This window comes from Ideonella livida (assembly GCF_010499455.1).
GTDB lineage: Bacteria > Pseudomonadota > Gammaproteobacteria > Burkholderiales > Burkholderiaceae_C > Ideonella > Ideonella livida.
In genome coordinates, this window is sequence record NZ_JAAGOH010000013.1 from 73,002 (window position 1) to 98,083 (window position 25,082).

A 25,082-nucleotide genomic window follows, 5' to 3' on the forward strand; every position below is an offset into this window, starting at 1 on the left:
AGGCCCCTCAAGTCGGCGGGCGGCCGGGCCGATAGCCCGGCAGCAGCCCCAGAGCACGCGCACGGCGCGTTCCCCCTTTTGGCCCATGGGCTGCACGGAGTGCCGCCCATGAGACCCCTGCCCCCGCCCCGCCCCCACCGCTGGTGGCCCGACCGCATCGCCTGGCGCCACCTGCTCGCCGGCCTGAGCCTGGGCACCGTCACCCTGCTGGTGGCCTGCGGCGGCGGCGAGGCCGATCCCGCAGCCGGCGCCACGGACACGACCCAGCAGGCCGCAGCCCTCCGGGCCCGCGCCCTGGCCGCGGCCACCAGCGGCGACAGCGTCAACCCCACCAGCCGGGAAGACGCCTGGCGTCTGCTCACCCAGGCCAGCTTCGGCCCCACCGAAGCGGAGATTCAGCAGGTCATGGCCCTGGGGCCGGCGGCCTGGATCCAGGCGCAGCGCGCCCTGCCGGTGCGCGAGGTTCACTTGGCCCGCTGGCTGGCCGACGACGCCGCGGTCAAGGCCATCAACCCGCGCGCCTCGGCGGATGTGCCCCACCTGCTGGCCTCTTTCTATGAAGAGGCGCTGACCGGCGAGGACCAGTTGCGCCAGCGCGTGGCCTTCGCGCTCTCGCAGATCCTGGTGGTCTCCACCACCGAGATGCACAACGAGTGGACCGAGGCCGTGGCCGGCTGGCAGGACATGCTGACCCGCAACGCCCTGGGCAACTTCCGGCAGCTGCTGGGCGAGGTGACCCGGCACCCGGCCATGGGCCGCTACCTCTCGCATCTGGACAACCGGGGCGAGAACAGCGCCTCCGGGCGCGCCCCGGACCAGAACTTCGCCCGCGAGCTGATGCAGCTCTTCACCATCGGCCTGGTGGAGCTGCAGCCCGACGGCAGCCCGCGCCTGGATGCGGAAGGCCAGGCGGTGGAGACCTATGACGTGGACGACATCGTCGGCCTGTCCCGGGTCATGACCGGCTATGGCTTTGCCGGCACCCAGCCCAGCGCCCGCCGCCCCTCAGACCCCGGCCACCGCTACCTGCCGGGCAAGCTGCACCTGCCCATGCAGGCCTACCCCGGCCTGCACAGCACCGCCGAAAAGCGCCTGCTGGGCCAGCGCGTGGGCCCGGCCGGCGGACGCCAGGTGCAGGTGGAGGTGGACCGCGCGCTGGACATGCTGTTCCAGCACCCCAACGTGGGCCCCTTCATCAGCCGCCAGCTCATCCAGCGCCTGGTGACCAGCCACCCCAGTCCGGCCTACGTGGCCCGGGTGGCCGCCGTCTTCGCCGACAACGGCCAGGGCGTGCGCGGTGACCTGGGCGCCACGGTGCGCGCCATCCTGCTGGACCCCGATGCCCGCAGCGCCAGCCGCGCCCAGGACCGCACCCAGGGCAAGGTGCGCGAGCCCGTGCTGCGCCTGACCGCCGCCCTGCGCGGCCTGGGCGCCACCAGCCGCAGCGGCCGTTGGGACATCGGCATCACCGACTCGCCGCTGCGCGGCCTGGGCCAGACCCCGTTGCGCGCCGCCACCGTCTTCAACTACTGGCGGCCGCACTACGTGCCCCCCGGCGGTGAGGCGCAGCAGCGCGGCCAGCACCTGCCCGAGATGCAGCTCACCGACGAGGCCAGCGTGGCCGGCTACGTGAACTACATGAGCGACCTGGTGGCCAGCGGCCTGGGCCCGGTGGGGACCGATGGCCAGCGGACCATCCAGCTGCCCGTCGCGCCCTGGGGGGCCCTGGCAACCGATCCCGGCGCCCTGGTGGACGCCCTGGGCCAGGTGCTGCTGGGCGCCGCCCCGCCCAGCGGCCTGCGCGAGCCGGTGGTGCAGGCCCTGCAGAGCGTGCGCCTGCCGGCCCTGGCCCGCGATGGCAGCAACCGCGCCACGGTGGAGGCCGCCCGGCTGCGCCGGGTGCAGCTGGCCCAGCTGCTGCTGCTGGCCAGCCCGGAATTCATCGTCCAGAAGTGACCGCCCGCCCGAGGACCGCCATGACCGCCGACCACTCCCTGCCACTGCGCCGCCGTGACTGGCTGCACGCCGCCGGCGCCCTGGGCCTGCTGCCGCTGACGCTGGGCCTGTCCCAGCGCGCACGCGCCAGCGGCACCGACGACTACCGCGCCCTGATCTGCATCTTCCTGCAGGGCGGCAACGACGCTTTCAACACCGTGCTGGCCACCGACGCCCCGTCCTGGCAGGCCTACCAGACCGCCCGCGCGGCCAGCGAGGGCGATGTACGCCTGCTGGCGCCGGGCCAGGCCCCGCAGACCGGGGCGGCCAGCCTGCACGCCCGCCTGGGTGGTGTGCTGCCCATCCGCCCGCGCACCGCCCACACCGGGCGCAACTTTGCCCTGCACCCCTGCCTGCGCGAGGCCGCCAGCCTGTTCCAACAAGGCCGGCTGGGCATCGTGGCCAACTTGGGCGCGGTGGTGGGCCCCACCTCCAAGGCCGACTGGCTGGCCGGGCGGGTGCCGCGCCCGCCGCGCCTGTTCTCGCACAACGACCAGCAAGCCTTCTGGCAGACCTTGGCTCCCGAGGGCGCACAGCCTGGCTGGGGCGGCCGCCTGGTGGAGCGCGCCGGCGCCGGCGTGCATGCCCTGGCCGCGGTGTCCACCGCCGGCCGCTGGGCCTGGACACAGGGCGACAGCGTCACCGGCTACCAGATGCCCGGCGCCACCCCGGTGGCCGTGGGCAGCGGCGGGCGCCTGCTGGGCTCGGCGGCTGCCCAGCAGACGCTGCAGGAGCTGATGCGCCGCAGCCGCAGCGGTCACCTGATCGAGCAGGAGCACGCCGCCGTGGCCGACCGCTCGCTGCGCGCTGAGGCCTGGCTGCGCCAGGCCCTGCCCGCCCCCGACGCGGGCCCCTGGGGCAGCGTGGCCACCGGCCGCCCCGACCCCCTGCTGCGCTGGACCAGCCCGGTCAGCGGCACCGTGGCCACCAATCCGATTGCAGCGCAATTGCAGACCGTGGCCCGCTTCATCGCCGCCCGCCAGACGCTGGGCGTGGGTCGGCAGGTGTTCTTTGTCGGCCTCAACGGCTTTGACACCCACGCCCAGCAGGCTGAGCGCCATGCCGACCTGCTGGCCCAGTTGGACCACGCCCTGGCCTATCTGGACCGCACCCTGCAGGCCATGGGGGTGGACCGCCAGGTGACCACCTTCACCGCCAGCGACTTTGGCCGCACCCTGGCCAGCAACGGCAACGGCACCGACCACGGCTGGGGCGGACATGCCCTGGTGATGGGCGGATCGGTTCGTGGCGGCGAGATTCACGGCCGCTTCCCCCGCTACGGCCTGCCACTGGCCAGCGGCGACTTCGACAGCGAGGACCTGTGGCGCGGTGGCGTCATGATCCCCTCGCTGGGGCTGGAGCCCTTCATCGCCACGCTGGGCCGCTGGCTGGGCGTGCCGGAGGCGGAGCTGCCGGCAATGCTGCCGCAGCTGGCACGCTGGCCGGCGGCACAGCAGTTGCTGGACCTGTGGAGCGCTTGAGGCCGGCCGCAGGCGACCGGGGCCACGTCGGACTCAGAAAGCCGTGGAGTCCTTGAAGATCAGCTTGACCGTGCGCGCGATGATCAGCAGGTCCAGGCCCAGGCTCCAGTTGCGCAGGTATTCCAGGTCGTACTCGACCCGGCGTGCCATCTTGTCCACGGTGTCGGTCTCGCCGCGCAGGCCGTTGACCTGCGCCCAGCCGGTGATGCCGGGCTTGACCTTGTGGCGGGCCATGTAGGCCTTGACGATCTTGCGGTACTGCTCGTTGTGCGCCACCGCATGCGGCCGCGGGCCGACGATGCTCATGCGACCCTGCAGCACGTTGATGAACTGCGGCAGCTCGTCAAGCGAAGTCTTGCGGATGAAAGCGCCAAAGGGCGTGATGCGCGGGTCGTTGCGCGTGGCCTGCTGCACCACCGGGCCGTTGTCCATGGCCCGCATGGAGCGGAACTTGTAGACCTCGATGAGCTCGCCGTCCAGGCCGGTGCGGCGCTGGCGGAAGATCACCGGCCCCGGCGAGCTGAGCCTGACACCCACCGCCACGGCCAGCAACAGCGGCGAGATCAGCAGCAGGATGAGCGAGGACAGCACGATGTCGCTGGCCCGCTTGATCACCCCGTTGATGCCGGTGAAGGGCGTGACCAGCAGGCCCACCACCGGCACCCCGCTCCAGTCCTCCAGCCGGCCCTGGATCACGCTGACACCGAACACGTCGGGCACATAGAACACCGAGGCGGTGGTGTTCTGCAGGGTGGCCATCAGGTTGAGGATGCGCGGCTGCGAGGACAGCGGCAGGGTGATGAACACATCCCGGATGCCGTGCTGCTCGATGTAGGCCGGCAGGTCACGCAGCGTGCCCAGCATGGCGTGCTCGGGCGGCAGCCCGGTGCGCTCGACCGAGCGGTCGTCAAAGAAGCCCACCAGGTCATGGCCGTAGCTGCGCCGCAGGTGCAGCATCTGCGCCACCCGCAGGCCCATGGAGTTGGCACCGATGATGACCGCCGGGCGGCGCGCCTCGGGTTGGGCCGCCTGGCGACGCAGCCACCAGCCGCCGACCAGGGCTGCGGCCCACTGCACCGGTGGGGTCACCACCGCCCAGGCATAGACCACCCGGCGGTCGAACTGCTCCAGGCTGCCGCTGGCATAGCCCAGCAGCAGCAGCACGCCCAGCACGCTGACCCAGGACAGCACGATGTCGATGCCCACCCCCACCCCGGTGCGCCCGAAGCGGTTGGGCCCGGGGAACATCAGCACCACCAGCAGGATGACGAGGGCCATGGCTGGCCCGCCCAGGGGCATGCCATACCAGCGGTGGCAGGCCAGCAGGGTCAGGGCGGCCAGCGCCGGCTCCAGCACGGCGGCCACCACGGCCGGCACGCTGGGGGGCGCACTGAGGAACTGCTTGCGTGCGCTGCGGTCGTCAAACATGCGGAAAGTCGGCGCTCAATGGACGGTCCGCCTCAGGAGGTACGGCCGTAGGTGTCCTCGAAACGGACGATGTCGTCTTCGCCCAGGTAACTGCCGGACTGCACCTCGATGATCTCCAGATCCACCTTGCCCGGGTTGGCCAGGCGGTGCACCTCACCCAGGGGGATGTAGGTGCTCTGGTTCTCGGTGAGCAGGATCTTGCGCTCGCCGCAGGTGACCTCGGCCGTGCCGGTGACCACGATCCAGTGCTCGGCGCGGTGGTGGTGCATCTGCAGGCTCAGGCTGGCGCCCGGGCGCACCATGATGCGCTTGACCTGGAAGCGCGGGCCCGCATCGATGCTGTCGTACCAGCCCCAGGGGCGGTGCACCTTGCGGTGCAGGTTCTGCTCGCCGCGGCCCTCGGCCTGCAGGCGCTGCACGATCTTCTTGACGTCTTGGCTGCGCTCGCGGTCGGCCACCAGCACGGCGTCCGGCGTCTCGACCACCACCACATCGGCGGTGCCCAGGGTGGTCACCAGGCGGCTGGTGGCATGCACCAGGGTGTTGCGGCAATCCTGCTGGATCACGTCGCCGGTGGCGCTGTTGCCTTGGGCATCACGGTTGGTGGCCTGCCAGACGGCGTCCCAGGCGCCCAGGTCGTTCCAGCCGGCGGCCAGGGGCACCATGCGGATGTCGAAGGCGCTGCCGGGGCAGCGCTCCATCACCGCGTAGTCCACGGACTCGGCCGGCACGGCATTGAACTCAGCCAGGCCCGGACGGATGAAGCGGGCATCGGTGGCGCGCACCGCCCAGGCCGCACGGGTGGCCGCCGCGATGTCGGGACGGAACTGGGCCAGGGCCTGGAGCCAGACCGAGGCGCGCAGCACGAACATGCCGCTGTTCCAGGTGTAGCAACCCTCGGCCAGGTAGCGCTGGGCGGTGGCCAGGTCGGGCTTCTCGACGAACTGCGCCACCTGGGCCGGACCGCTGGCGCTGGCCGTGGAACGGATGTAGCCGTAGCCGGTCTCGGGCCGGTCGGGGGTGACACCCAGGATGACGATGGCGCCCTGGGCCGCCGCACGCACCGCCTGCTGCAGTGCGGCGGTGAAGGCCGGGCCGTCGGCCACGGTCTGGTCGGCGGGACTGACCACCAGCACTGGGTCGGTGTCCTCGGCCGCCAGGGCGGCCAGGGTCAGGGCGGGCGCGGTGTTGCGGCCGCTGGGCTCCAACACCACCGCGGCGGGCTCCACGCGGATCTCGCGCAGCTGCTCCAGGGCCATGAACCGGTGTTCGGCATTGCCCACCACCAGGGGGGCCTGCACATGGATGTCCGCGGCCGCCAGGCCCATCAGGCGACGGGTGGCCTGCTGGAACAGGCTGTCGTCACCCGACAGCACCAGGAACTGCTTGGGAAAGCCCGAACGCGACAGCGGCCACAGGCGCGTGCCGCTGCCACCGGCCATGATCACGGGCAGGACGGAGAGGGGAGTGCTCATCGTGCGGGGAAGGCTGCAGGAAGAAGAGGAAGGCGCTCAGGCCAGGTCGCGCAGGAAGGGCGCCGCGGCGTCCTTGCCCGAGAGCTGGGGGGGCATGCCCACGTCGGGCCAGGCGATGGCCACGTCGGGATCGTCCCAGCGCACCGCCCCTTCGGCCTGGGGCGCGTAGTAGTCGGTGGTCTTGTAGAGGAAGTCGGCGCTGTCGCTGAGCACCAGGAAGCCGTGGGCCAGGCCGGGGGGGATCCAGAGCTGGCGATGGTTGTCGGCGCTCAGCTCCACGCCCACCCAGCGGCCGTAGGTGGCGCTGCCCGGCCGGATGTCCACCGCCACGTCGAAGACCGCGCCTGCGGCCACCCGCACCAGCTTGCCCTGGGCATGCGGCGCCTTCTGGAAGTGCAGGCCACGCAGCACGCCCTTGGCCGAGCGGGAGTGGTTGTCCTGCACGAACGGCGTCGGGGCGCCCACCGCGTCTTCAAAGGTCCGCTGGTTGAAGCTTTCCATGAAGAAGCCTCGGGCATCACCGAAGACCCGGGGTTCGAAGATCAGCACGCCCTCGATGGCCGTGGTCTGCACTTGCATCGTCTGTCGCTCCTGGCGCCGCCTGAGGGCGGGAACAAGGGGGGGGCCCCGCGGCGCATGGCCTGAGTATCGCCTGAGCCGCAGGCCGGACCTCCCTGCAACAAGGGGACGCCGGCCAGCTGGCGCAGGGCGGCCATGAGGTGCTGCTAGGCTTGGCGGCCCTGCTCTTCCTCACCCTGCCCCATGATCCCCCGTGCCCTGATCCTGGCCGCCGGCCGCGGCGAGCGCATGCGCCCGCTGACCGACGCCACCCCCAAACCACTGCTGACCGTCAACGGGGTGCCGCTGATCGAATACCACCTGCGCGCCCTGGCCGCGGCCGGCGTGCGGGACGTGGTCATCAACACCGCCTGGCTGGAAGAGCAGTTTCCGGCCGCACTGGGCGACGGCAGCCGATGGGGCCTGCGGCTGCAGTACTCGATGGAGGGCCGCGACCACGGCGGTGCGCTGGAGACGGCCGGCGGCATTGCCAAGGCCCTGGCCTGGCTGGCGCCCACGGGGGAGGAGCCCTTCTGGGTGGTCTCGGGCGATGTGTTCCTGCCCGGTTTTGCCTTTGACCCGGCGGCCGTGGCGCGCTTTGCCGCCAGCCCCGAATGGGCGCACCTGTGGCTGGTGCCCAACGCCCCGCACCACCCGCGGGGCGACTTTGGACTGAGCCCGCAGGGCCTGGCGCTGCCCGAGGCCCCGGAGAAGCTCACCTGGGCCAGCGTGGGGCTGTTCCGCCCAGGGCTGTTCGCCGACGTGTCGCCGGGCACCCGCCTGGCCCTGCGCCCGGTGCTGGAGCGGGCCATGGCCGGGGGCCGGCTGGGCGCCGAGCGCTGGGACGGCCCCTGGACCGACGTGGGCACGGTGGAGCGCCTGGCCGGCCTGCAGGCGCCCTGAGCGCCGGCGGCAGACGCCGCCCGCCACTCAGGCACGCGGGGGGGCGGGCTCGCCCAGCAGGCGCTTGAGCTTGAGGAAGGCCAGCGCGGCCATGATGGCGTCGTTGACCGCGTCATGCGCCTGCCGGGTGGGCAGGGCCAGGTCGGCCATCAGCGTGGCCAGCCGCAGGTCGATGCTGGCGCCGTGCTGGTAGGGCGGCAGGTGGCGCTGCTTCCAGTCGTAGTAGAGCGCCGAGATCTCCACCTTGGGTTGCGGCAGGTGCACGCCCAGGATCGGGAACAGCGCCCGGTTGATCAGGGCGACATCGAACTCCAGGTAGTAGCCGACCAGCGGTCGCGGGCCGATGAAGTGCAGCAGCTGCTGGATGGCCTCGTCGATGTCCAGCCCGCCAGCCACATCACGCTCGCGCAGGCCATGCACCTTGATCGCCTCGGCCGACACCGCCTTGCGGGGCTTGACCAGCAGGCGCAGCGTTTGGCTGGTGAGCACCCGGTTGCCCCGGATGCGCACCGCGCCGATGGCGATGATGTCGTCGGTGCGCGGGTTCAGGCCGGTGGTCTCGCAGTCCAGGGACACCCACTCGTCCTCGGGCGCTTGGTCGTAGAGGAAGCGGAAGCGCTGGTCGCCCAGGTGGTAGAGCATCCACTCGCGCTTGAGGGCATGCCAAGGGGCGGACCAGAGCGAGGGCGGCTGCGGCAGGGCGGTGCTGGGCGCGTGGGTCATGGCGCGGGGCTCACAGCATGTCCAGGCGGAAACGCTGGAACAGCACCGTCTTGAAGCGTTTGACCACGCCCAGCGCGTCCTTGAGCAGGTCGCGGTCCAGGCTGCTGAGCTTGTCCAGCGCGATGCCGGCGCCGGGCCGGCCGGTCTGCAGGGCCTCCAGCCCCACCTTGAGTTTCAGGCCCATGAAGAAATGCAGGCTGTCGACAAGGGCGGCGGCCAGGTCGGCCGGCAGGCGCTGGTCGGCCGCCAGCGCCTCGATGCGGGCCACTGTGCTGGTGGCCGCGATGCGGTGGGCCAGCGCCAGGCTGCGCACACCGTGGACCAGCGGGAAGGTGCCAGCCTTTTTGAGGTCCAGCAGGTCTTTGTCCTCGCCCAGCGACAGGATGCGGTTCCACCAGCCGCTGCCGCCGTCAAAGGCATTGATCGCAGCGGCAAAGCGTGCCATCAGGGCGTCGTTGTCGTTGACCAGCTTGAACACCTCGGCGCGCACCTCCTCCAGCAGGCTGGCGTCGCCGCACACCGCATGGGCGTCGATGAAGATGGCCAGGGCCATGAGGCTCTCCGGCGAGGGCAGGATCAGCCAGCTGCGCACGGTCTGCGCAAACTCCGCGGCCGGGCGGCGCCACTCGGGGTTGCGCACCATGATGCCGCCGGGGCACTCCGGGTAGCCGAACTCGGCCAGGGCGTCTGAGAAGCGCTGGCAGATCTGGTCCAGGTCCGCCGGCGGGGTGTAGCCGTCGCGCCAGATCAGGCCGTTGTCCTGGTCGGTCTTGAGCAGCTGCTCGCCCCGGCCCTCGCTGCCCATGACGAAGAGGCAGCTGTGGGCCACCAGGTCGGGCGGGGCGATGAGCTGCCAGGCGCGCTCGAAGCACTGGGCGTTGAGCTCCTGCACCAGGCGGGCCACCATCTTCACCGGCGTGCCGCCGCGGTGCAGCAGCGCGATCAGGCCGTTGATCTGGGCGGCCGCGGCCTTGACGCCGGCCAGGTCGGTGGCCTCCAGGATCTGGCGCGTGATCAGGTAGGAGTGGTTGGAGAGAAAGCTCAGCAGGTCCAGCTGGTCCAGCGTGCCCAGGATGCGCCCCTCGTCCTCCACCACCACGCGGCGCACCTTGTGGCGGATCATCACCGCCAGCGCGTCGAACAGATAGGCCTGCGGCGTGACGGTGACGAGGTTGAAGGTCGCCAGCTCACCCACGGCCAGGCGCTCCAGCGGCGTGCCGTGCAGGATGGCCTTCTGCAGGCCAGTGGTGGTGAAGATGCCCAGGCGCGGCGGCTGGCTGTGGGGGTCGCGCACCAGCACGTTGTCGGTGCGCTGGGCGGTGAAGATGCGCACCACGCTGACGATGTCGGTGGCCGCGTCCACCTCACGCACCGGCCGCACCGCGGCCTCGCCCACCCGCGCCATGGTCAGCGACTGCATCTCGTGGTGGCTGCCACGCTGCGACAGGGCACTGAGCTTGTTGGACAGGTCGGCGAACAGCAGCGCGCCAAAGGTGGCGTTGCTGGAGATCAGGTCGTTGACCGCCTCGCGCGCCAGCTGGTAGGCCAGCACCTCCTCGGCGGCCACAAAGCGGCTGCTGACCTTGCCGGCCACCAGGGAGCGGCCGTCGAAGACGTCTTCCGGGCCGAAGGTGGCCGCCAGCTCCTCGCCGTCGAGCTGGCGCACAAAACCCTTGATCACCACAAACAGGTGGGTGGGCGCCACGCCGGGCTCCAGCACCACGTCGCCCTCACGGAAGTAGGCGATGTCCAGGTGCTCGCGCACCCGCTGGCGCTCGTCGGCCGTCAGGCAGTCAAAGGGCGAGATGCCGAAATTGAAGGCGGAAGGCAAGGGCGTGTCCCGGCGTTGGTGTCAGCCCGCCATTGTGGGAAGCGCAGGCTGACGCCACCCTGTTGCCACCGCGCCGCCGGCGCCCGCGAGCCTGCGCTGGATCAAGAAGACCGCGCTGCGGCGGGCTTTAGAGGCGGCGGTGGGCCAGGGCCGGCAGCTGCAGGCGCACGGCGTCGCGGCGGGCCGTGTCCAGTTCGGCCTGGGCCACGCCCTCACCCTGGTCCACGCAGGCCAGCACCTGGCCCCAGGGGTCGATGAGCTGGCTGCGGCCCCAGGTGCTGCGGCCGTTCTCGTGGGTGCCGCCCTGGGCGCTGGCCAGCACATGGCACTGGTTCTCCACCGCACGGGCGCGCAGCAGCAGGTCCCAGTGGGCCTGGCCGGTGGTGTAGGTGAAGGCCGCCGGCACCACCAGCAGGTCGCAGGGCGGCTGCATCATGGCGCGGAAGTGCTCCGGAAAGCGCAGGTCGTAGCAGATGGCCAGGCCCACGCGCAGGCCGTCGGCCTCGAAGGTCACGGGCGCCTCGCCCGCCTCCAGCACCCGGGCCTCGTCATAGGATTCGCGGCCGTTGTCGAAGGCGAACAGGTGGACCTTGTCGTAGCGGGCCACCCGCCGGCCGTCCGGGCCCCACACGCAGCAGGCGTTGCGCACGCGGCCGGGCTGCCGGGCGTGCAGCGGCAGGGTGCCGCCGACGAGCCAGACGCCATGGCGCCGGGCCAGGCCGGCCAGGGCGTCCTGCAGAGGGCCGGCCCCGTCGGCCTCGGCGATGGCGAGCTTGTCCTCGTCGCGCCGGCCCATCAGGCAGAAGTACTCGGGCAGGGCGAGCAGGCGGGCGCCGGCATCGGCGGCCTGGGCCACCAGGCGGGCGGCGGTGGCGAGGTTGCGGTCCACATCGGGGGTGGACACCATCTGGAGAGCGGCGACTTGCATGGGCGCGAGCATAGCGCCCGGCCCTGCCGTCGGGATCAAGGACCGCCCAGCACCGGCAGCAGCGGCCCCAGCAAGCCGGGCAGCACGCCGGTGGGCTCGGCGCCCGCGGGCAGGGGCGCGTCCAGCGCGCGGGCCAGCTTGTCCACGGTGGGTACGGTCCAGGTGCCGCCCAGGTGGTATTCGCTGGCGCCGGCCTGCAGCAGCTGCTTGCGCCAGAGGTTCTGGGCCAGCCAGGTGCCCAGGCCGATGGCCGGGTTGATGGCCACATAGGCCAGGGAGGCAGTGCCGGTGCTGAGCTCGGGCACCACCACTGCATTGAGGTCCAGGGTCTCTCGACGCAGGTCGGTCTGCCCGGCCACCAGCACCAGGGCGGCGGCCCCGCGCACCCGCAGGTGGGAGGTGCGGGCCACCCCCTGGGACAGCGTCAGCCGGGCGTCGATGCGGTCCACCGCAAAGCCCTGGCCGACCACGTCGCGGAAGTCCAACAGGAAGCGCCGCGGCAAGGCCTGCAGGTTGAGCACCCCCAGCAGGCGGCCCGCCCCGGGCTCGATCTGCAGGATCTGGCCGCCCACCAGCTCCAGTGCGCCCTCACCCTCCAGCCGGGCCAGGGCCGGGGCCCACAGCGGGCCCGGCCAGCGCAGCTGCAGCTGGGCCTGGCCCTGGCCGCCGCGGGCCACCCGGCCCAGGCCCAGGCCGTCGAGCAGGGCGCCGGCGTCCTCCAGCGTGAGCCCCAGCGCGAGCTGGGCGGCGCCGGCCGGGTCCTGTCCCGGGGCGGGCGCCTGCCAGCGGCCCTGGCCGCTCAGAAGGGCGTGCGGATGGTGCAGCTCCAGGCGCTGCAGCCCCCATCCCTGGGCGTCGGGCCGGCCGTCCACCGCCAGCGTGCCCAGGGACCGCCCGGCCCAGGCCAGGTCGCGCACCCGCACCGACAGGGCCGGCAGGTCGGCCGGGGACGCCACGGCGACCGTCGGCGCGGGGGCGTGGTCCCCCTCAGAGGACGGGGAGTGCTGGGGTTCGACCAGGGCCGAGGCCGGCTCGGGCAGAGGCTCCGGCGGCCAGTGCAGCTGGTCCATGTCCACATCCAGGCGCAGGGGCCGGCCCTGCGCCGACAGGCCCGCCACGGCCTGGCCGCGCAGGCCCTGGGCCTTGAGCCGCAGGCCCGCCTGCCCGCCGGGTGCCGGGGCGTTGTCCGCGCCGGCGCCGGCCTCAAGGCCCGCAGGAGGGGCGGCCGCAGCATCGGCCGCGGCGCTGGCGGGGGACCACCAGGCCTCGCCCTGCAGGTCCCGCCAGGGCGAGGGGGCCCCGGGCAGGCCCAGCCAGGCGGTGCGCAGACGCAGGCGCAGGCCTTCGGGCGGCAGCAGGGCCCAGGGCAGCGTGGCGCCGGCCACCGCGGGATCGGGGGCGGAGGGGGTGGCGGACGCCGAAGGCCCGGCCGGTGGCGACCACCAGGGCGCGAGCACCTGCCGCCAGGCCTGCAGGTCCAGGCGCTCCAGCTGGGCCTCCAGCTGGCCCCGGCCCGGCTGCCAGGCGGGCAATGCCGCGCTGCCCAGGGCGGCGCTGACGGTGCGCAGGCGCCAGGCCGGCGCCGTCCCGGCCGCGGCCCCGTCACCGGGTCCCGCGGCCAACTCCAGCTCGGCCTGCAGCCGCTCACCCAGGCTGGCCCGCAAGGCGGCCCCGGCCGCCAGCGTCTGCCACTGCAGGCGCAGCGGCCAGACGGCCTCGGCGGGCTTGTCCAGCGGCGCGGGCAGGTCCACCCCCAGGCCACTGAGCGGGCTGGTCAAGGCCAGGTCCCAGCCGCCGTGGGCCGAGCTGCCGGCCTGCAGCTGGAAGGGCAGTTGGCCCGACAGGCGGGCCAGCAGCGGCCGGGCCGAAGCCAGCGCCTGCAGCGCCGCTGGTGGCAGGGGCAGCCGGTCGTGCGCCAAGGCCTCGCGCAGGGCCTCCAGCGTGGCGCGGCCCTGCACCGCCAGGCGCACCGGCCCACCGGCGGGCCAGCGCAGGTCGGCCTCGGCCTCGCCCCCCAGGGCCTGCCCGGCCAGCGTCAGGTTGGCCCCGTTTTCCTGGAAGTCCAGCCGGCCGCGCGCGGCCTGCAGGGGCTCGCCCTGTGCCCCCCAGCGGGCGGTGGCGCCGTGCCACTGCAGCGTGCCGGCCACGCGGGTGCCGGCCGCGGCCAGCAGCGGAATGTCCAAGGTGAGGTTCAGGGTGGCGAGCCCCTCGGCCTGCAGCGGGTCCAGGCCATGGCCCAGCCAGCCGGCGATGGGGGTGGCCTGCAGGTAGGCCTGGGCGCCCTCCAGCGGGCCGCGCCCCTCGGCCTCCACCGCCAGCCGGGCCTGGGAGAGGTCGGGGATGCGCGCGGCCAGGCGCGGCCACTGCCAGCCGGCCATGCGGCCCTGGGCCTGCCGCAGCTCCAGGCCCTGACGGTGGAAGACCAGCTCGCCGCTGAGCTCGCTGAGCGCCGGCCAGCCACGCTCGCCCACCCAGCCCGGCGGCAGGTAGTCCAGGGTCAGCTGCTCCACCTGGGCCTGCACCAGGAACTCCCCGCCCCCCTGGGCGTAGGGGAAGGCCGCCAGGGGGCCGCGCAGCAGCAGGTCGGCCCGCGGAATGCGCCCGCCCACCAGGGCCTGGGACAGGTAATGCCGCACCTCGGCCGGCACCGACAGCGGCAGGTAGCGCGGTACCTTTTCCGGCCGGGCCTGGGTGAGCTGGCCCTGCAGCTCCAGCCAGCCGGCAGGCCCCTCCTGCGCGGTGCCGCTACGCCAGCGGCCCTTGAAGCGGCCCTGGGCATCGGCATGGGCCAGCTGCAGGTCCTGCAGGTCCACGCTCAGGGCGGGCGCCCCCGCGCCGGCGCCCACGCGCCAGAGGGCCCGGCCCTCCAGCCGGTCCAGCGCCAGCCGGGGCTGGCTGAAGACGCCAGGAAAACTCAGACTGCCGCCCCCCGGGGCCAGGCGCCACTGCAGCTGCCCGCCGGTCTCATCGGCCTGGAGCTGCAGCTCCAGGCCCTGGGCGCCCGGCCGCCCGGCCTGCAGGCCCTGGGTGGGATCGGGGGTAGGGCCCGCCGCCCAGGCCAGGTCCTGGGCCTTCAGGGTCAGGCGAAAGCGCCGTGCGCTGTCCGGCGGGGCGGTCGCGGGGGTGGCCGCGGTGGCCGTGGCGACGGGCTCCAGGCCCTGGGCCGACAGCGCCTGCAGCCGGCCTTGCGGCGCCCAGTCGGCCAGACGGCTGCGCCAGGCCGCCGTCAGCGGTAGGCGCTGGGCCAGGGCGGCCAGGCCGGCCACGTCCACCTGATCCGCGTGCAGCTGCCAGGCCAGTCCGGGGCCGGCCGGCAGGTCGGCGCCGGTGTGGGGGGCGGCGGGCGCCGACGCGGCACCCGACCCCTCGCCGCCGGGCAGACGCCAGGCCAGGGCCAGGCCTTGCACCGGCCACCGCCCCACGCCCTCCACCTGCCCCTCCAGCACCGGCAGGCTCAGCCGCCAGCCCGAGGCGGTGCGGGCCTGCGGATGGGCCCGTGGCGGGGCGTCCAGCTGGGCCTGCAGGCGCCAGGCCTGCAGGCCCAGGGCGGGCTGCGTGGGCGAGAAGCGCCAGCCTGCGCGGTCCAGGGCCAGGGTGGTGCGCACCTGCTGCCAATGCCCCCCCGCCAGGCGCGCCTGCAGCTGCAGGCTGCCCTGCAGGGCTTCCCAGCGCCAGGGCAGGCTCAGGTGCTCATGCAGCGCGGGCCAAGTCTGGTCCGGCAGGTCCAGGCGCAGCTCGCCCTGCCAGCGGCGCCAGTCGGCGGCACGCGCCCACAAGGGATGACCCAGTTCGGCCCGCAGGCGCAGGGGCTGCCCCCAGCCCGCCGGCGGCGGCACGTCCAGCGCCAGCTGATGCTGGCGCAGGCCACGGCGCCAATGCAGGCGGGCCGGGCCCAGGCGCAGGCCCGGGCCCGGCAAGGCCTCATCGCGCCCCTCCAGCCACAGGTCTTCCACGTCCAGCTCCGTCTGGCCCACCAGCCAGGTCAGCCAGGCCGGCAGCTCATCGGAGGTGGCCGGGGCCTCGGCGGCCCGTTCGGCCAGCGCATGGCCGGCCCACCACCAGCGACCACCGGCATCACGCCGCACCGCCACCCGCCCGCCTTGCACCCGCAGGGCCTGCAGCACCGGCTCGCCCTGCCACAGGCTGCGCCAGGACAGGGCCAGCTCCAGCCGGTCGATCTGCAGCGCGGGCTGCCCATCGGGCCCATCCAGGCGCAGGCCCTGGACCTGCACCCGGGGCATGCCATCTGGGGCGTCACCCTGCAGCCGGCCCAGGTGCACGGGCTGTCCCAACGCGGCCGACACCTGGGCCTGCACGGGTTCACGCCAGTGGTCCAGGCGGGGCAGAATCCCCCACAGAAGAATCAACCATGCGATCAGCACCAGACTGGCCGACACGCCCAGCAGCGCCCAGAGCGCCCGCAGCCCACGCCCACGCCAGCCGTGCGACATCCATTGCCTGATTGCAGACAAGGCCATCAGTGAACGAGAAGACGACTCGGGCCGTTTCGGCATGCCCATTCCGCAGGTTGCAGTGCTGCGGGGCATTGTCGCCGCGCCGCTGCCCGCGTGAAACAAGCCGTCACGCCTGAGTCCGTCCCCGTTCCTGACCCGACGTCCCGCCCCTGCGCCACGGCAACGCCCCTCCCACGCCCATGTCGTCTCCCGCCTCCACCCCGCACCTGCCCGCCCAGGCCGACCACAGCCGCTTTGTCCAGCGCGTGCGCCGACGCTACCCCGCCGAGCTGGCGCTGCTGCCGCCTGGCGTGCCCGATGCGGCGGTCATCACGGCCCTGGTGGCCACGCTGCAGGCCGGCGGCCGGGCCTTGGCCTCGGCGCTGCGGGTGGCGCGGCAGCTGGTGATGGAGCGCCTGGCGGTGCTGGACGTGGAGCAGCGCGTGCCGCTCACCGACGTCACCCATCCCATGACGGCCCTGGCCGAGGCCACACTGGAGCTGGCCCTGGCCGAGGCGTGCCGTGAGGCCGATGCCCGTTACGGCGCCCCCCTCAACGAACAGGGCCAGCGCATCGACTTCTGGATCATCGGCATGGGCAAGGCCGGCGCCCGGGAGCTCAACGTCTCCTCCGACATCGACCTGATCTACGTCTACGAGGAAGAGGGCGAGACCACCGGCCCGCAGAAGATCACCGCGCACGAGTACTTCGCCGGGGTGGCCAAGCGCCTGTACGCCCTGATCGGCGACGTGACCGAGGATGGTTTCGTCTTCCGCGTGGACCTGGCGCTGCGGCCCAACGGCAACTCCGGCCCGGCGGTGGTGAGCCTGGCCATGTTGGAGGAGTACTTCCTGGTGGCCGGGCGCGAATGGGAGCGCTTTGCCTGGCTCAAGAGCCGGGTGCTGGCCCCGCGCGAAAGCGTCACCAGCGGCCGGGCGCGCCAGCTCAGCGCCCTGGTCACGCCCTTCGTGTACCGCAAGTACCTCGACTACTCGGTGTTCGAGGGCCTGCGCAACCTGCACCGCAAGATCCGCGAGGAGGCCACGCGCCGCGCCGCCGGCCGGCCCGAGCGCGCCAATGACGTCAAGCTCTCGCGCGGCGGCATTCGCGAGATCGAGTTCATCGTGCAGCTGCTGCAGGTGGCGCGCGGCGGGCAGTTCCCCGAGATCCGTACCCGCTCCACCCTCAAGGCCCTGGACAAGCTGGCGGCCGGCGGCCTGATGAAGCCCGAGACCGCGCAGGCCCTGGGCGAGGCCTATGTCTTCCTGCGCCAGGTGGAGCACCGCATCCAGTTCCTGGACGACCAGCAGACCCACCTGCTGCCCACCGAGGACCGCGACCTGGGTTGGATCGCCGCCAGCATGGACATGGTCTGCAGCGCCGACACCTGCGAGCTGCTGGACAAGCTCTGCGCCGTGCGCGAGCTGGTGGCCACCGAGTTCGACGCTCTGCTGCACGACCGACGTCCACCGCGGCCGGGGGCCGTCGGTGGTTGCCGCAACTGCGGCGGCCCGCTGCCGGTGGACGCCGACGCCCTGCTGGAGAAACTGCCCGAGGCCCTGCTGCAGCGCGTGCGGCCCTTTGCCGCCAGCCCCAAGGTGCAGGCCCTGAAGGACGACGCCAAGCTGCGCCTGGGGCAGCTGCTGCAGCGCGCCGGCCAGACCCTGCGCGACGGCCACTGCAGCGAAGAGGCGGCCCAGCGCTTTGTCGACTGGCTCGAACCCCTGCTGCGCCGCGACAGCTACCTCACCCTGCTGGCCGAGCGCCCCGCTGTGCAGCAGCGCCTGCTGCGCCTGCTGGGCCTGGCGCGCTGGCCCATGCGCTACCTGCTGCAGCACCCCGGCGTGATCGACGAGCTGGCCGACGAGCGCCAGATGGCCGACCGCTTTGACCGTGCGGCCTTTGAGGCCGACTTGGAGGAGCGCCACGCCGCTTGGATGCGCTCGGGCGAGGCCGACGAGGGCTCGCTGCTGGACACGCTGCGCCGCGCCCACCACGCCGAGATCTTCCGCATCCTGGTGCGCGACGTGGAGGGCCGCATCAGCGTGGAGCAGGTGGCCGACGACCTCTCCGCCCTGGCCGACGCGGTGCTGGCCTGCACCCTGCGCTGGGCCTGGGCCCACCTGCGCCAGCGTCACCGCCCTGAGCCGCAGTTCGCCGTCATCGCCTACGGCAAGCTCGGCGGCCTGGAGCTGGGCTACGGCAGCGACCTGGACGTGGTGTTCCTGTACGACGACGCCGACGAGGCCGACCCCTACCAGGCGCAGGAGGTCTACACCGCCTTCGTGCGCAAGCTCATCGCCTGGCTGACCCTGCGCACCGCCGCCGGCGAACTGTTCGACATCGACACCGCGCTGCGCCCCAACGGCAACTCCGGCCTGCTGGTGACCAGCATCACCAGCTTCGACAACTACCAGCGCGGGCGCGGCAGCAACACCGCCTGGACCTGGGAGCACCAGGCCATCACCCGGGCCCGCTTCTGCGCCGGCTCGGCCGCGCTGGGCGAGCGCTTCGAGGCCACCCGGCGCGCCGTGCTGTGCGCCCCGCGCGACCTGGCGGCCCTGGCCGGCGAGGTCGCCGGCATGCGCCAGAAGGTCTCGCAAGCCAAGCCGGTCCGGGCCGACCGCTATGACGTCAAGCTCAGCGAAGGCGGCATGATGGACGTGGAGTTCGCCGTGCAGTACCTGGTGCTGGCCCACGCCTGCCCCAACCCCGCACTGCAGGACAACGCCGGCAACATCGCCCTGCTGCAGCGGGCCGAGGCCGCCAGCCTGCTGCCCCCCGGCGTGGGCCAGGCCGCCGCCAGCGCCTACCGCGAACTGCGGCGCGCGCAGCACCACGCCCGCCTGAACGAGCAGCCCGCCGTGCTGCCGGCCGGCCAGATGGCGGCCGAGCGCGAGGCCGTGCGCCAGCTCTGGCGCGAAGTCTTTGGCCCCACGCTGCCCGGCGCCTGAGCCGCTCCTGTCCATGACCCCTGCCTCCGCCCGCCCCGGGCGCCGCGCCTGGTGGGCGCTGTGCGCCCTGCTGGCCACCGCCACCCTGCTGGGCCCCCTGCTGCCACCCCACACCCTGGACTGGGAGCCCGGCCGGGCCCTGGCCCAGCCCTGGCGCTGGTGGAGTGCCGCCCTGGTCCACCTCAGCCCCCAGCACCTGGCCATGAACCTGCTGGCCCTCGCGGCCCTGGCCTGGTGGGGTGCCCGTGCCCGCCTGCCCGCCGGCGCCGCCGCGGCCTGGGCCCTGGCCTGGCCACTCACCCACCTGGGCCTGCTGCTGCAGCCGGCCCTGCTGCACTACAGCGGCCTGTCCGGCGTGCTGCATGCGGGCGTGGCCGTGGGCGCCGTGCAGTTACTGCCGCGACGCGGCCGCCCGCGCACCGTGGGCCTGGCCCTGCTGGCCGGCCTGTTCGCCAAACTCGCCCTGGAAGGCGCCTGGCGTGCCCCCACCCAGACCGAGCCCGGGCTGGACTTCGCCTTGGCGCCGGGGGCCCACCTCAGCGGCGCCCTGGCCGGCGTGGCGTGCAGCGCCCTGGCGCTGGCCTGGTCCCGCGCCCGCACCGCCCCCCCTTCCCGAACGCGCCCATGACCGCCCGCCGCCTCCAGCTCGACCCCTTCGCCATCGTCTGCCTGGTGGGCTGTGCCGCCCTGTGGGGCCTCAACCAGAGCGCCACCAAGCTGGCCGTGGCCGAGATCCCGCCTCTGGGCCAGGCAGCGGCCCGCTCCGCCGGTGCCGCCCTGCTGCTGGCGCTCTGGACCTGGGCACGCGGCGGCCGGCTCGCCCTGGGCGCGGCCACCTGGCGCGCGGGCCTGCTGGCCGGCCTGCTCTTTGCCATCGAGTTCGGGGCCATCTTTGTCGGCCTGCAGTACACCACCGCCTCGCGCATGGTGGTCTACATCTACCTGGCGCCCTTCTTCGTGGCCCTGGGCATGCCCTTCATCCAGCCAGGCGAGCGCCTGGGCCTCCCGCAGCTGGCCGGCCTGGGGCTGGCCTTCTCGGGCGTGGTGCTGGCCTTCTCCGAGCACCTGGGCGGCGGATCGGCGGCCCCGAACGGCCAGGCCTGGTGGGGCGACGCGCTGGGCGTGGGTGGGGCCGCACTGTGGGCGGCCACCACCCTCACCATCCGGGCCAGCACCCTGTCCAGCGCCCCGGCCGAGCGCACGCTGATGTACCAGCTGCTGGTCTCGGCCGTGCTGCTGGGCCTGGCCTCAGTCGCCGTCGGCGAGTCCCTGCCCGCCCAGGTCAGCACGCTGGCCTGGGGCTCGCTGGCCTTCCAGACGGTGGTGGTCACCTTTGCCAGCTACCTGCTGTGGTTCTGGCTCATGGCCCGCTACCCGGCCACGCAGATCTCGGCCTTCACCCTGCTCACGCCGGTGTTCGGCCTGGCCGCCGGCGTGGCCCTGCTGGATGAGCCGCTCACCCTGCGGCTGGGCATCGCACTGGCGGCGGTGGTGGCCGGCCTGGCCCTGGTGCAGCGCGCCCCGCGCAAACCCTGAGGTCGGCCACCCCGCGCCTGTCGCGCGGGCATCACCCCCACGACCGGGCCCTGCCTAGAGTCGGGGCTCCGCCCCGCTGCCCGGGGCCCCCCCGAGGAGTGTCCCGATGATCACGCTGTGCGGCTTTGCCGTCTCCAACTACTACAACAAGGTCAAGATGGTCCTGCTGGAGAAGGGCATCCCCTTCGCCGAGGAGGAGGTGACCACCGGCCGCACCGACGAGCCCGTGCTCAGCGCCAGCCCGCTGGGCAAGATCCCCTTCCTGCGCACCCCGCAGGGCACGCTGTGCGAGAGCGAGGTGATCGTGCAGTACCTGGAGGACGCGTACCCCGACCACCCCGCCCTGCTGCCGGCCGATCCGTGGCAGCGCGCCAAGGTGCGTGAGCTCACCACCTTCGTTGAGCTGCACCTGGAGCTGGTGGCCCGGGAGCTGTACGCCCAGGCCTTCTTTGGTGGCACGGTCAGCGAAGGCACGCAGAACCGGGTGCGCCGGCAGCTGGAGAAGAATGTGGCCGGCCTGGCCCGCCTGCTCTCCCCGCAGTCCCCCTGGATCGCCGGCCCGACCTTCACCAGCGCCGACTGTGCCGCCTGGGTCAGCCTGCCGCTGGTGGCCATGGCCAGCAAGGCGGTGCTGGGCACTGACCTGCTGGCCGCCGGCGGCGTGGACTGGAAGCCCTACATCCAGCGCGTGGGCCAGCGCCCGAGCGCCGTGACGGTGGCCGCGGACCGCAAGACCGCCCAGGCCGCCTTCCTGGCCCGCCAGCGCTGACCGCCACGCGGGCCACAGCCGGGCCACCCCCGGGCCCGCCCCTTCCGATACTCCGCCCACGCCCGGTGCCCGAGCCCGCCTCGGCCACCGGGCGTGCGCTTTTTCACGCCCGCCCACCGGGGCCGACCGGCGGCGCCCTCCCTGCGACGCGCTTTTCCCTGCTCTGCAGGAGGAAATTAGGATTCGTCGGTATATTTACGCTACTGTTCAGTATCGTCAAGACACCGAACTGTTCCACGCACGGCATCGCCCGCATGCCACCCGCAGACGAATGGTTACAACTGGAGCATGAACCCCATGGAACCCTTGGCTTCGCAGGCGCTCTTACCAGCGTGGGTTGGGTACAGGTGTTTTGACACCTGCCCCGGTTCCAGTTGGGCGACAACCGGAACCGTCTTCTCAAGGTCGCGCAGCCGCCCGGCACTGTCGGGCAAGCCCTGGAGGTCTGTTTCCTCCTCCTCCCTCCCTCCCTGGTTGGCCTCAGGGCGCTGCGCGACCTCCTTTTTTTCCCCCCGCTCCGCAGACACCTCCGCCCCGCGCCTGGCTTCCGGCCTGCGCCGCACGCCCCGGAGGACAACCGCATGAACGCCCCCTTCCAGCCGCCGCGCCGCGTGGCCGTGGTGGGAGCCGGCATCAGCGGCCTGAGCGCCGCCTGGCACCTGCGCCGTGAGCAACCCCAGACCCACGTCACCCTGCTGGAGGCCGGCCACCACTTCGGCGGCCATGCCAACACCGTGGACCTGACGCTCGACGGCGTCACCCACGGCGTGGACACCGGCTTCCTGGTTTTCAACCAGCGGACCTACCCAGGCCTGATCCGGCTGTTCGAGCAGCTGCAGGTGCCCACGGCCGACTCCGACATGTCCTTCTCGGTGCAGGCACCGGCCGAGGGGCTGGAGTGGAGCGGCTCGGACCTCAACACCGTCTTTGCCCAGCGCGGCAACCTGCTGCGGCCACGTTTCTGGGGCATGCTGGCCGACATCCTGCGCTTCAACCGGCTCACCACGGCCCTGGCCCTGGCCGGGGAGGATGCCGCGCTGGCCGAGCCCATGCAGGAGTTCCTGGACCGGCACCGTTTCGGCACTGCCTTCCGGCAGGGCTACCTGCTGCCCATGATCGCCTGCATCTGGTCCTGCCCGCTGGAGCAGATGCTGCAGTTCCCGGTGGGCACGCTGATCCGCTTCTGCCACAACCACGGGCTGCTGCAGGTGCAGGACCGCCCGCAGTGGCGCACGGTGGCCGGCGGCTCGCGCGAGTATGTGCGCCGCATGCTCGCCAGCCTGCCCGATGCCCGGCTGGCCACACCGGTGCGGGCGGTGCAACCCCCCACCCCCGACAGCACCGACCGCGGCGTGTGGGTGGTGACCGACCACGGACGCGAGCGCTTCGACGCGGTGGTGCTGGCCTGCCACAGCCCCCAGGCCCTGGCCCTGCTGGAGCGCCCGACCACGGCCGAGCGCGAGATCCTGGGCGCGCTGCGCACCCAGCCCAACCGCGCGGTGCTGCACACCGACGCCTCGGTGCTGCCCAGCCGCCCGCTGGCCTGGGCCGCCTGGAACTACGAGCGTGCCAGCCGGGCCGAGGACGAACAGGCCCGCGTCTGCCTGCACTACCTCCTCAACCGCCTGCAGCCCCTGCCCTGGACACGGCCGGTCATCGTCTCGCTCAACCCCGTGCGGCCGCTGGACCCGGCGCAGGTGCATGCCGAGTTCTCCTACGCCCACCCGGTCTTTGACCTGGCGGCGGTGGCCGCCCAGCGCCGGCTGCACGAGATCCAGGGGCAGCGCCAGGTGTGGTTCTGCGGCGCCTGGACCGGCTACGGCTTCCATGAGGATGGGCTGCGGGCCGGCCAGGCGGTGGTGGACGGCCTGCGCGGCGCGTGGCGTGTCGGGGCCGCGGCCCCGCACCTGTCCCTGGCGGCCTGACGTCGAGGTTGGCCCATGCGCCCCGCGTCCGCCCCCTCTTCCGCGCTCAGCGCGCCCACGCCGCTGCTGGGGCTGGGCGAGGTCCGGCACACCCGGCTGCGGCCGGTGCGCAACGCCTTTGCCTACCCCACCTTCTTCCTGCTGTTGCCGCTGCGGCGGCTGCGCGCCCAGCCCTGGCCGGCGCTGGCGCGCAACCGCTGGGCGCCCATCGCCTTCCATGACGCCGACCATGGCGACGGCGGCCCCGACGCCCTGGCCTGGATGGAGGCCCTGCTGGCGCGTGAAGGCGTGCACGACGCCGACGGCGAGATCTGGCTGCACTGCTACCCGCGGGTGCTGGGCCACACCTTCAAGCCCGTGTCCTTCTGGTACTGCCACCGGGCCGACGGCAGCCTGGCCGCCGTGGTGGCCGAGGTCAACAACACCTTTGGTGAGCGCCACTGCTACCTGCTGACCGGCACGCCGCAGGCCCCCCTGACCTGGGGCCGCGAGCTGGTGGCGCAGAAGGTTTTCCACGTCTCGCCGTTCTGCCGGGTCGCCGGCGGCTACCGTTTCCGCTTCCTGCGCACCGACCTGCACGCCGACGCCGCGCCACGCACGGTGGTGCGCATCGAGCACGACGACGAGCAGGGCCCGCTGCTGCTGACCAGCGTCAGCGGGCGGCTCCAGCCCCTGAGCGCCGCCGCCCAGCGGGAGGTCTGGCGGCGCATGCCGCTGATGACCCTGGGCGTGGTGGCCCGCATCCATTGGCAGGCCTTGCGGCTGTGGTGCTCGCGGGTCCCCTTCTTCCGCAAGCCGGCGCCCCCGCCGCAGGCCCTCACCCCCGGCCGACCGGCCAGCCCCTGAGCCGCACGTCCTTGCCGGCCCCGTCTTTCCTGAAAGCGTCCGCCATGCCCACCGTGTTGAACCCCGCCCACGCCGCCCTGGCCCTGCCCGCCGGCACCCCGGCCACCGCCCGCACGCTGCTGTCCCTGCTGGCCCGCCTGCAGGTGGGCAGCCTGGACCTGCAGGCCCCCGACGGCACCCAGCTGCACTTCGCCGGCGCGCAGCCCGGCCCGCGGGCCGCCTTGCGCCTGAAGGACTGGGGCGTCTGCGTGGACGTGCTGCGCCACGGGGACGTGGGCTTTGGCGAGGCCTACATGGCCGGCCGCTGGAGCAGCCCGGACCTGGCGGCCCTGCTGCGCGTGGCCCTGGCCAACCGCACCGTGCTGGAGCGCGCCGTCTACGGCAGCCCCTGGGCCGGCCTGCTGCACCGCCTGCGCCACTGGCTCAACCGCAACAGCAAACGCGGCAGCCGGCGCAACATCCAGGCCCACTATGACCTGGGCAACCCCTTCTACCGCCTGTGGCTGGACCCGTCGATGAACTACTCCAGCGCCTGGTTCCAGGGGGACCTGGGCCAGCCGCTGCAGCAGGCCCAGGAGGCCAAGATGCGCCGGGCGCTGGACGAATGCCGGCTGCAGCCCGGCCAGCGGGTGCTGGAGATCGGCTGCGGCTGGGGCGCCGTGGCCGAGTGCGCCACCCGCGACCGCGGCCTGCACCTCACCGGCCTCACCCTGTCCACCGAACAACTGGCCTTTGCCCAGGAGCGCCTGGCCCGCCAAGGCCTGGCCGCCCAGGCCGACCTGCGGCTGCAGGACTACCGCGACATTCCCGAGCAGGGCTTTGACGGCCTGGTCTCCATCGAGATGTTCGAGGCCGTGGGCGAGGCCTACTGGCCCGGCTACTTCGCCACCCTGCAGCGCTGCCTCAAGCCCGGTGGCCGCGCCTGCATCCAGAGCATCACCCTGCGCGAGGACCTGTTCGACCGCTACCGCCGCAGCACCGACTTCATCCAGCAGTACGTCTTTCCCGGCGGCATGCTGCCCACGCCGACGGCCTTCGAGGCCGCCGCGCGGCGCGCCGGCTTGCGGCTGGAGCGCAGCCTGGCCTTCGGCCCCGACTACGCCGAGACCCTGCGCCGCTGGCGCCACGCCTTCCTCACCCAGGAGGCGCAGGTGCGCCAGCAGGGCTACGACGAGCGCTTCCTGCGGCTGTGGGAGTTCTACCTGGCCTACTGCGAGGCCGCGTTTGACGAAGGCAGCTGCAACGTCATGCAGTTCACCCTGGTGCGCGACTGAGC

Annotated in this window: 17 protein-coding genes; 10 read left to right on the forward strand and 7 right to left on the reverse strand. The window is 73.2% G+C overall.

Annotated features, from left to right (window positions below):
• Positions 1-108: 108 nt before the first annotated feature.
• Both G3A44_RS12205 and G3A44_RS12210 read left to right on the forward strand, forming a co-directional pair.
• Positions 109-1,956: a DUF1800 domain-containing protein gene (locus G3A44_RS12205; protein ID WP_163457801.1), complete on the forward strand. Its 1,848-nt coding sequence runs from the start codon at positions 109-111 to the stop codon at positions 1,954-1,956.
• 20 nt (positions 1,957-1,976) lie between these two features.
• Positions 1,977-3,476 (forward strand): DUF1501 domain-containing protein, encoded by a 1,500-nt coding sequence (locus tag G3A44_RS12210; RefSeq protein ID WP_163457802.1) that lies wholly within the window; start codon positions 1,977-1,979, stop codon positions 3,474-3,476.
• A gap of 33 nt (positions 3,477-3,509) precedes the next feature.
• Here G3A44_RS12210 and G3A44_RS12215 read toward each other — a convergent pair whose 3' ends face one another.
• The 3 genes from G3A44_RS12215 to rfbC are packed head-to-tail and all read right to left on the reverse strand — an operon-like array spanning position 3,510 to position 6,958.
• Positions 3,510-4,904 carry an undecaprenyl-phosphate glucose phosphotransferase gene (locus G3A44_RS12215; RefSeq protein ID WP_163457803.1) on the reverse strand — a complete coding sequence of 465 codons (1,395 nt, stop codon included), beginning with the start codon at positions 4,902-4,904 and terminating at the stop codon, positions 3,510-3,512.
• Between the two features lie 32 nt (positions 4,905-4,936).
• Positions 4,937-6,379, reverse strand: a complete 1,443-nt coding sequence (locus G3A44_RS12220) for a mannose-1-phosphate guanylyltransferase/mannose-6-phosphate isomerase (RefSeq protein ID WP_239061841.1) — start codon at positions 6,377-6,379, stop codon at positions 4,937-4,939.
• A 36-nt stretch (positions 6,380-6,415) separates the two neighbouring features.
• Complete coding sequence (gene rfbC, locus G3A44_RS12225; protein ID WP_163457804.1) at positions 6,416-6,958, reverse strand: dTDP-4-dehydrorhamnose 3,5-epimerase; 543 nt, start codon at positions 6,956-6,958, stop codon at positions 6,416-6,418.
• 183 nt (positions 6,959-7,141) lie between these two features.
• On the opposite strand from rfbC, the gene murU reads away from it, so the two are divergent.
• Positions 7,142-7,840, forward strand: a complete 699-nt coding sequence (gene murU / locus G3A44_RS12230) for an N-acetylmuramate alpha-1-phosphate uridylyltransferase MurU (RefSeq protein WP_163457805.1) — start codon at positions 7,142-7,144, stop codon at positions 7,838-7,840.
• A gap of 27 nt (positions 7,841-7,867) precedes the next feature.
• Here murU and G3A44_RS12235 read toward each other — a convergent pair whose 3' ends face one another.
• The 4 genes from G3A44_RS12235 to G3A44_RS12250 all read right to left on the reverse strand — a co-directional run bounded on the left by G3A44_RS12235 (position 7,868) and on the right by G3A44_RS12250 (position 15,773).
• Positions 7,868-8,563: a 3'-5' exonuclease gene (locus G3A44_RS12235; protein ID WP_163457806.1), complete on the reverse strand. Its 696-nt coding sequence runs from the start codon at positions 8,561-8,563 to the stop codon at positions 7,868-7,870.
• 10 nt (positions 8,564-8,573) lie between these two features.
• On the reverse strand, positions 8,574-10,394 hold the full coding sequence (locus tag G3A44_RS12240; protein WP_163457807.1) for a DUF294 nucleotidyltransferase-like domain-containing protein: 1,821 nt from the start codon (positions 10,392-10,394) through the stop codon (positions 8,574-8,576).
• Between the two features lie 127 nt (positions 10,395-10,521).
• Positions 10,522-11,322, reverse strand: a complete 801-nt coding sequence (locus G3A44_RS12245) for a carbon-nitrogen hydrolase family protein (RefSeq protein ID WP_163457808.1) — start codon at positions 11,320-11,322, stop codon at positions 10,522-10,524.
• A 35-nt stretch (positions 11,323-11,357) separates the two neighbouring features.
• On the reverse strand, positions 11,358-15,773 hold the full coding sequence (locus tag G3A44_RS12250; protein ID WP_163457809.1) for a YhdP family protein: 4,416 nt from the start codon (positions 15,771-15,773) through the stop codon (positions 11,358-11,360).
• 203 nt (positions 15,774-15,976) lie between these two features.
• Here G3A44_RS12250 and glnE point away from each other — a divergent pair, with 203 nt between their 5' ends.
• From glnE to G3A44_RS12285, 7 genes are all read left to right on the forward strand, one after another.
• Complete coding sequence (gene glnE / locus G3A44_RS12255) at positions 15,977-18,730, forward strand: bifunctional [glutamate--ammonia ligase]-adenylyl-L-tyrosine phosphorylase/[glutamate--ammonia-ligase] adenylyltransferase (RefSeq protein ID WP_163457810.1); 2,754 nt, start codon at positions 15,977-15,979, stop codon at positions 18,728-18,730.
• Positions 18,731-18,743: 13 nt separating this feature from the next.
• On the forward strand, positions 18,744-19,358 hold the full coding sequence (rrtA, locus tag G3A44_RS12260; RefSeq protein WP_163457811.1) for a rhombosortase: 615 nt from the start codon (positions 18,744-18,746) through the stop codon (positions 19,356-19,358).
• The gene (locus G3A44_RS12265) at positions 19,355-20,266 is read left to right on the forward strand and encodes a DMT family transporter (RefSeq protein ID WP_163457812.1); all 912 of its coding nucleotides are present in this window, start codon (positions 19,355-19,357) and stop codon (positions 20,264-20,266) included. The genes rrtA and G3A44_RS12265 overlap by 4 nt, the downstream gene beginning before the upstream one ends.
• A 106-nt stretch (positions 20,267-20,372) precedes the next feature.
• Positions 20,373-21,035: a glutathione S-transferase family protein gene (locus G3A44_RS12270; protein WP_163457813.1), complete on the forward strand. Its 663-nt coding sequence runs from the start codon at positions 20,373-20,375 to the stop codon at positions 21,033-21,035.
• A 581-nt stretch (positions 21,036-21,616) separates the two neighbouring features.
• Positions 21,617-22,960, forward strand: coding sequence for an NAD(P)/FAD-dependent oxidoreductase (locus G3A44_RS12275; protein ID WP_163457814.1), 1,344 nt, complete (start codon positions 21,617-21,619; stop codon positions 22,958-22,960).
• Between the two features lie 15 nt (positions 22,961-22,975).
• Positions 22,976-23,806 (forward strand): DUF1365 domain-containing protein, encoded by an 831-nt coding sequence (locus G3A44_RS12280; RefSeq protein ID WP_163457815.1) that lies wholly within the window; start codon positions 22,976-22,978, stop codon positions 23,804-23,806.
• 44 nt (positions 23,807-23,850) lie between these two features.
• Positions 23,851-25,080 (forward strand): SAM-dependent methyltransferase, encoded by a 1,230-nt coding sequence (locus G3A44_RS12285; RefSeq protein WP_203561392.1) that lies wholly within the window; start codon positions 23,851-23,853, stop codon positions 25,078-25,080.
• The last annotated feature ends 2 nt before the right edge of the window (positions 25,081-25,082 follow it).

Excerpts from the sequence above, each read along its gene's own strand:
- G3A44_RS12205 (WP_163457801.1), top strand. The coding sequence starts at position 109 with ATGAGACCCCTGCCCCCGCCCCGCCCCCACCGCTGGTGGCCCGACCGC.
- G3A44_RS12210 (WP_163457802.1), top strand. The coding sequence starts at position 1,977 with ATGACCGCCGACCACTCCCTGCCACTGCGCCGCCGTGACTGGCTGCAC.
- G3A44_RS12215 (WP_163457803.1), bottom strand. The coding sequence starts at position 4,904 with ATGTTTGACGACCGCAGCGCACGCAAGCAGTTCCTCAGTGCGCCCCCC.
- G3A44_RS12220 (WP_239061841.1), bottom strand. The coding sequence starts at position 6,379 with ATGAGCACTCCCCTCTCCGTCCTGCCCGTGATCATGGCCGGTGGCAGC.
- rfbC (WP_163457804.1), bottom strand. The coding sequence starts at position 6,958 with ATGCAAGTGCAGACCACGGCCATCGAGGGCGTGCTGATCTTCGAACCC.
- murU (WP_163457805.1), top strand. The coding sequence starts at position 7,142 with ATGATCCCCCGTGCCCTGATCCTGGCCGCCGGCCGCGGCGAGCGCATG.
- G3A44_RS12235 (WP_163457806.1), bottom strand. The coding sequence starts at position 8,563 with ATGACCCACGCGCCCAGCACCGCCCTGCCGCAGCCGCCCTCGCTCTGG.
- G3A44_RS12245 (WP_163457808.1), bottom strand. The coding sequence starts at position 11,322 with ATGCAAGTCGCCGCTCTCCAGATGGTGTCCACCCCCGATGTGGACCGC.
- G3A44_RS12250 (WP_163457809.1), bottom strand. The coding sequence starts at position 15,773 with ATGTCGCACGGCTGGCGTGGGCGTGGGCTGCGGGCGCTCTGGGCGCTG.
- glnE (WP_163457810.1), top strand. The coding sequence starts at position 15,977 with ATGTCGTCTCCCGCCTCCACCCCGCACCTGCCCGCCCAGGCCGACCAC.
- rrtA (WP_163457811.1), top strand. The coding sequence starts at position 18,744 with ATGACCCCTGCCTCCGCCCGCCCCGGGCGCCGCGCCTGGTGGGCGCTG.
- G3A44_RS12265 (WP_163457812.1), top strand. The coding sequence starts at position 19,355 with ATGACCGCCCGCCGCCTCCAGCTCGACCCCTTCGCCATCGTCTGCCTG.
- G3A44_RS12270 (WP_163457813.1), top strand. The coding sequence starts at position 20,373 with ATGATCACGCTGTGCGGCTTTGCCGTCTCCAACTACTACAACAAGGTC.
- G3A44_RS12275 (WP_163457814.1), top strand. The coding sequence starts at position 21,617 with ATGAACGCCCCCTTCCAGCCGCCGCGCCGCGTGGCCGTGGTGGGAGCC.
- G3A44_RS12280 (WP_163457815.1), top strand. The coding sequence starts at position 22,976 with ATGCGCCCCGCGTCCGCCCCCTCTTCCGCGCTCAGCGCGCCCACGCCG.
- G3A44_RS12285 (WP_203561392.1), top strand. The coding sequence starts at position 23,851 with ATGCCCACCGTGTTGAACCCCGCCCACGCCGCCCTGGCCCTGCCCGCC.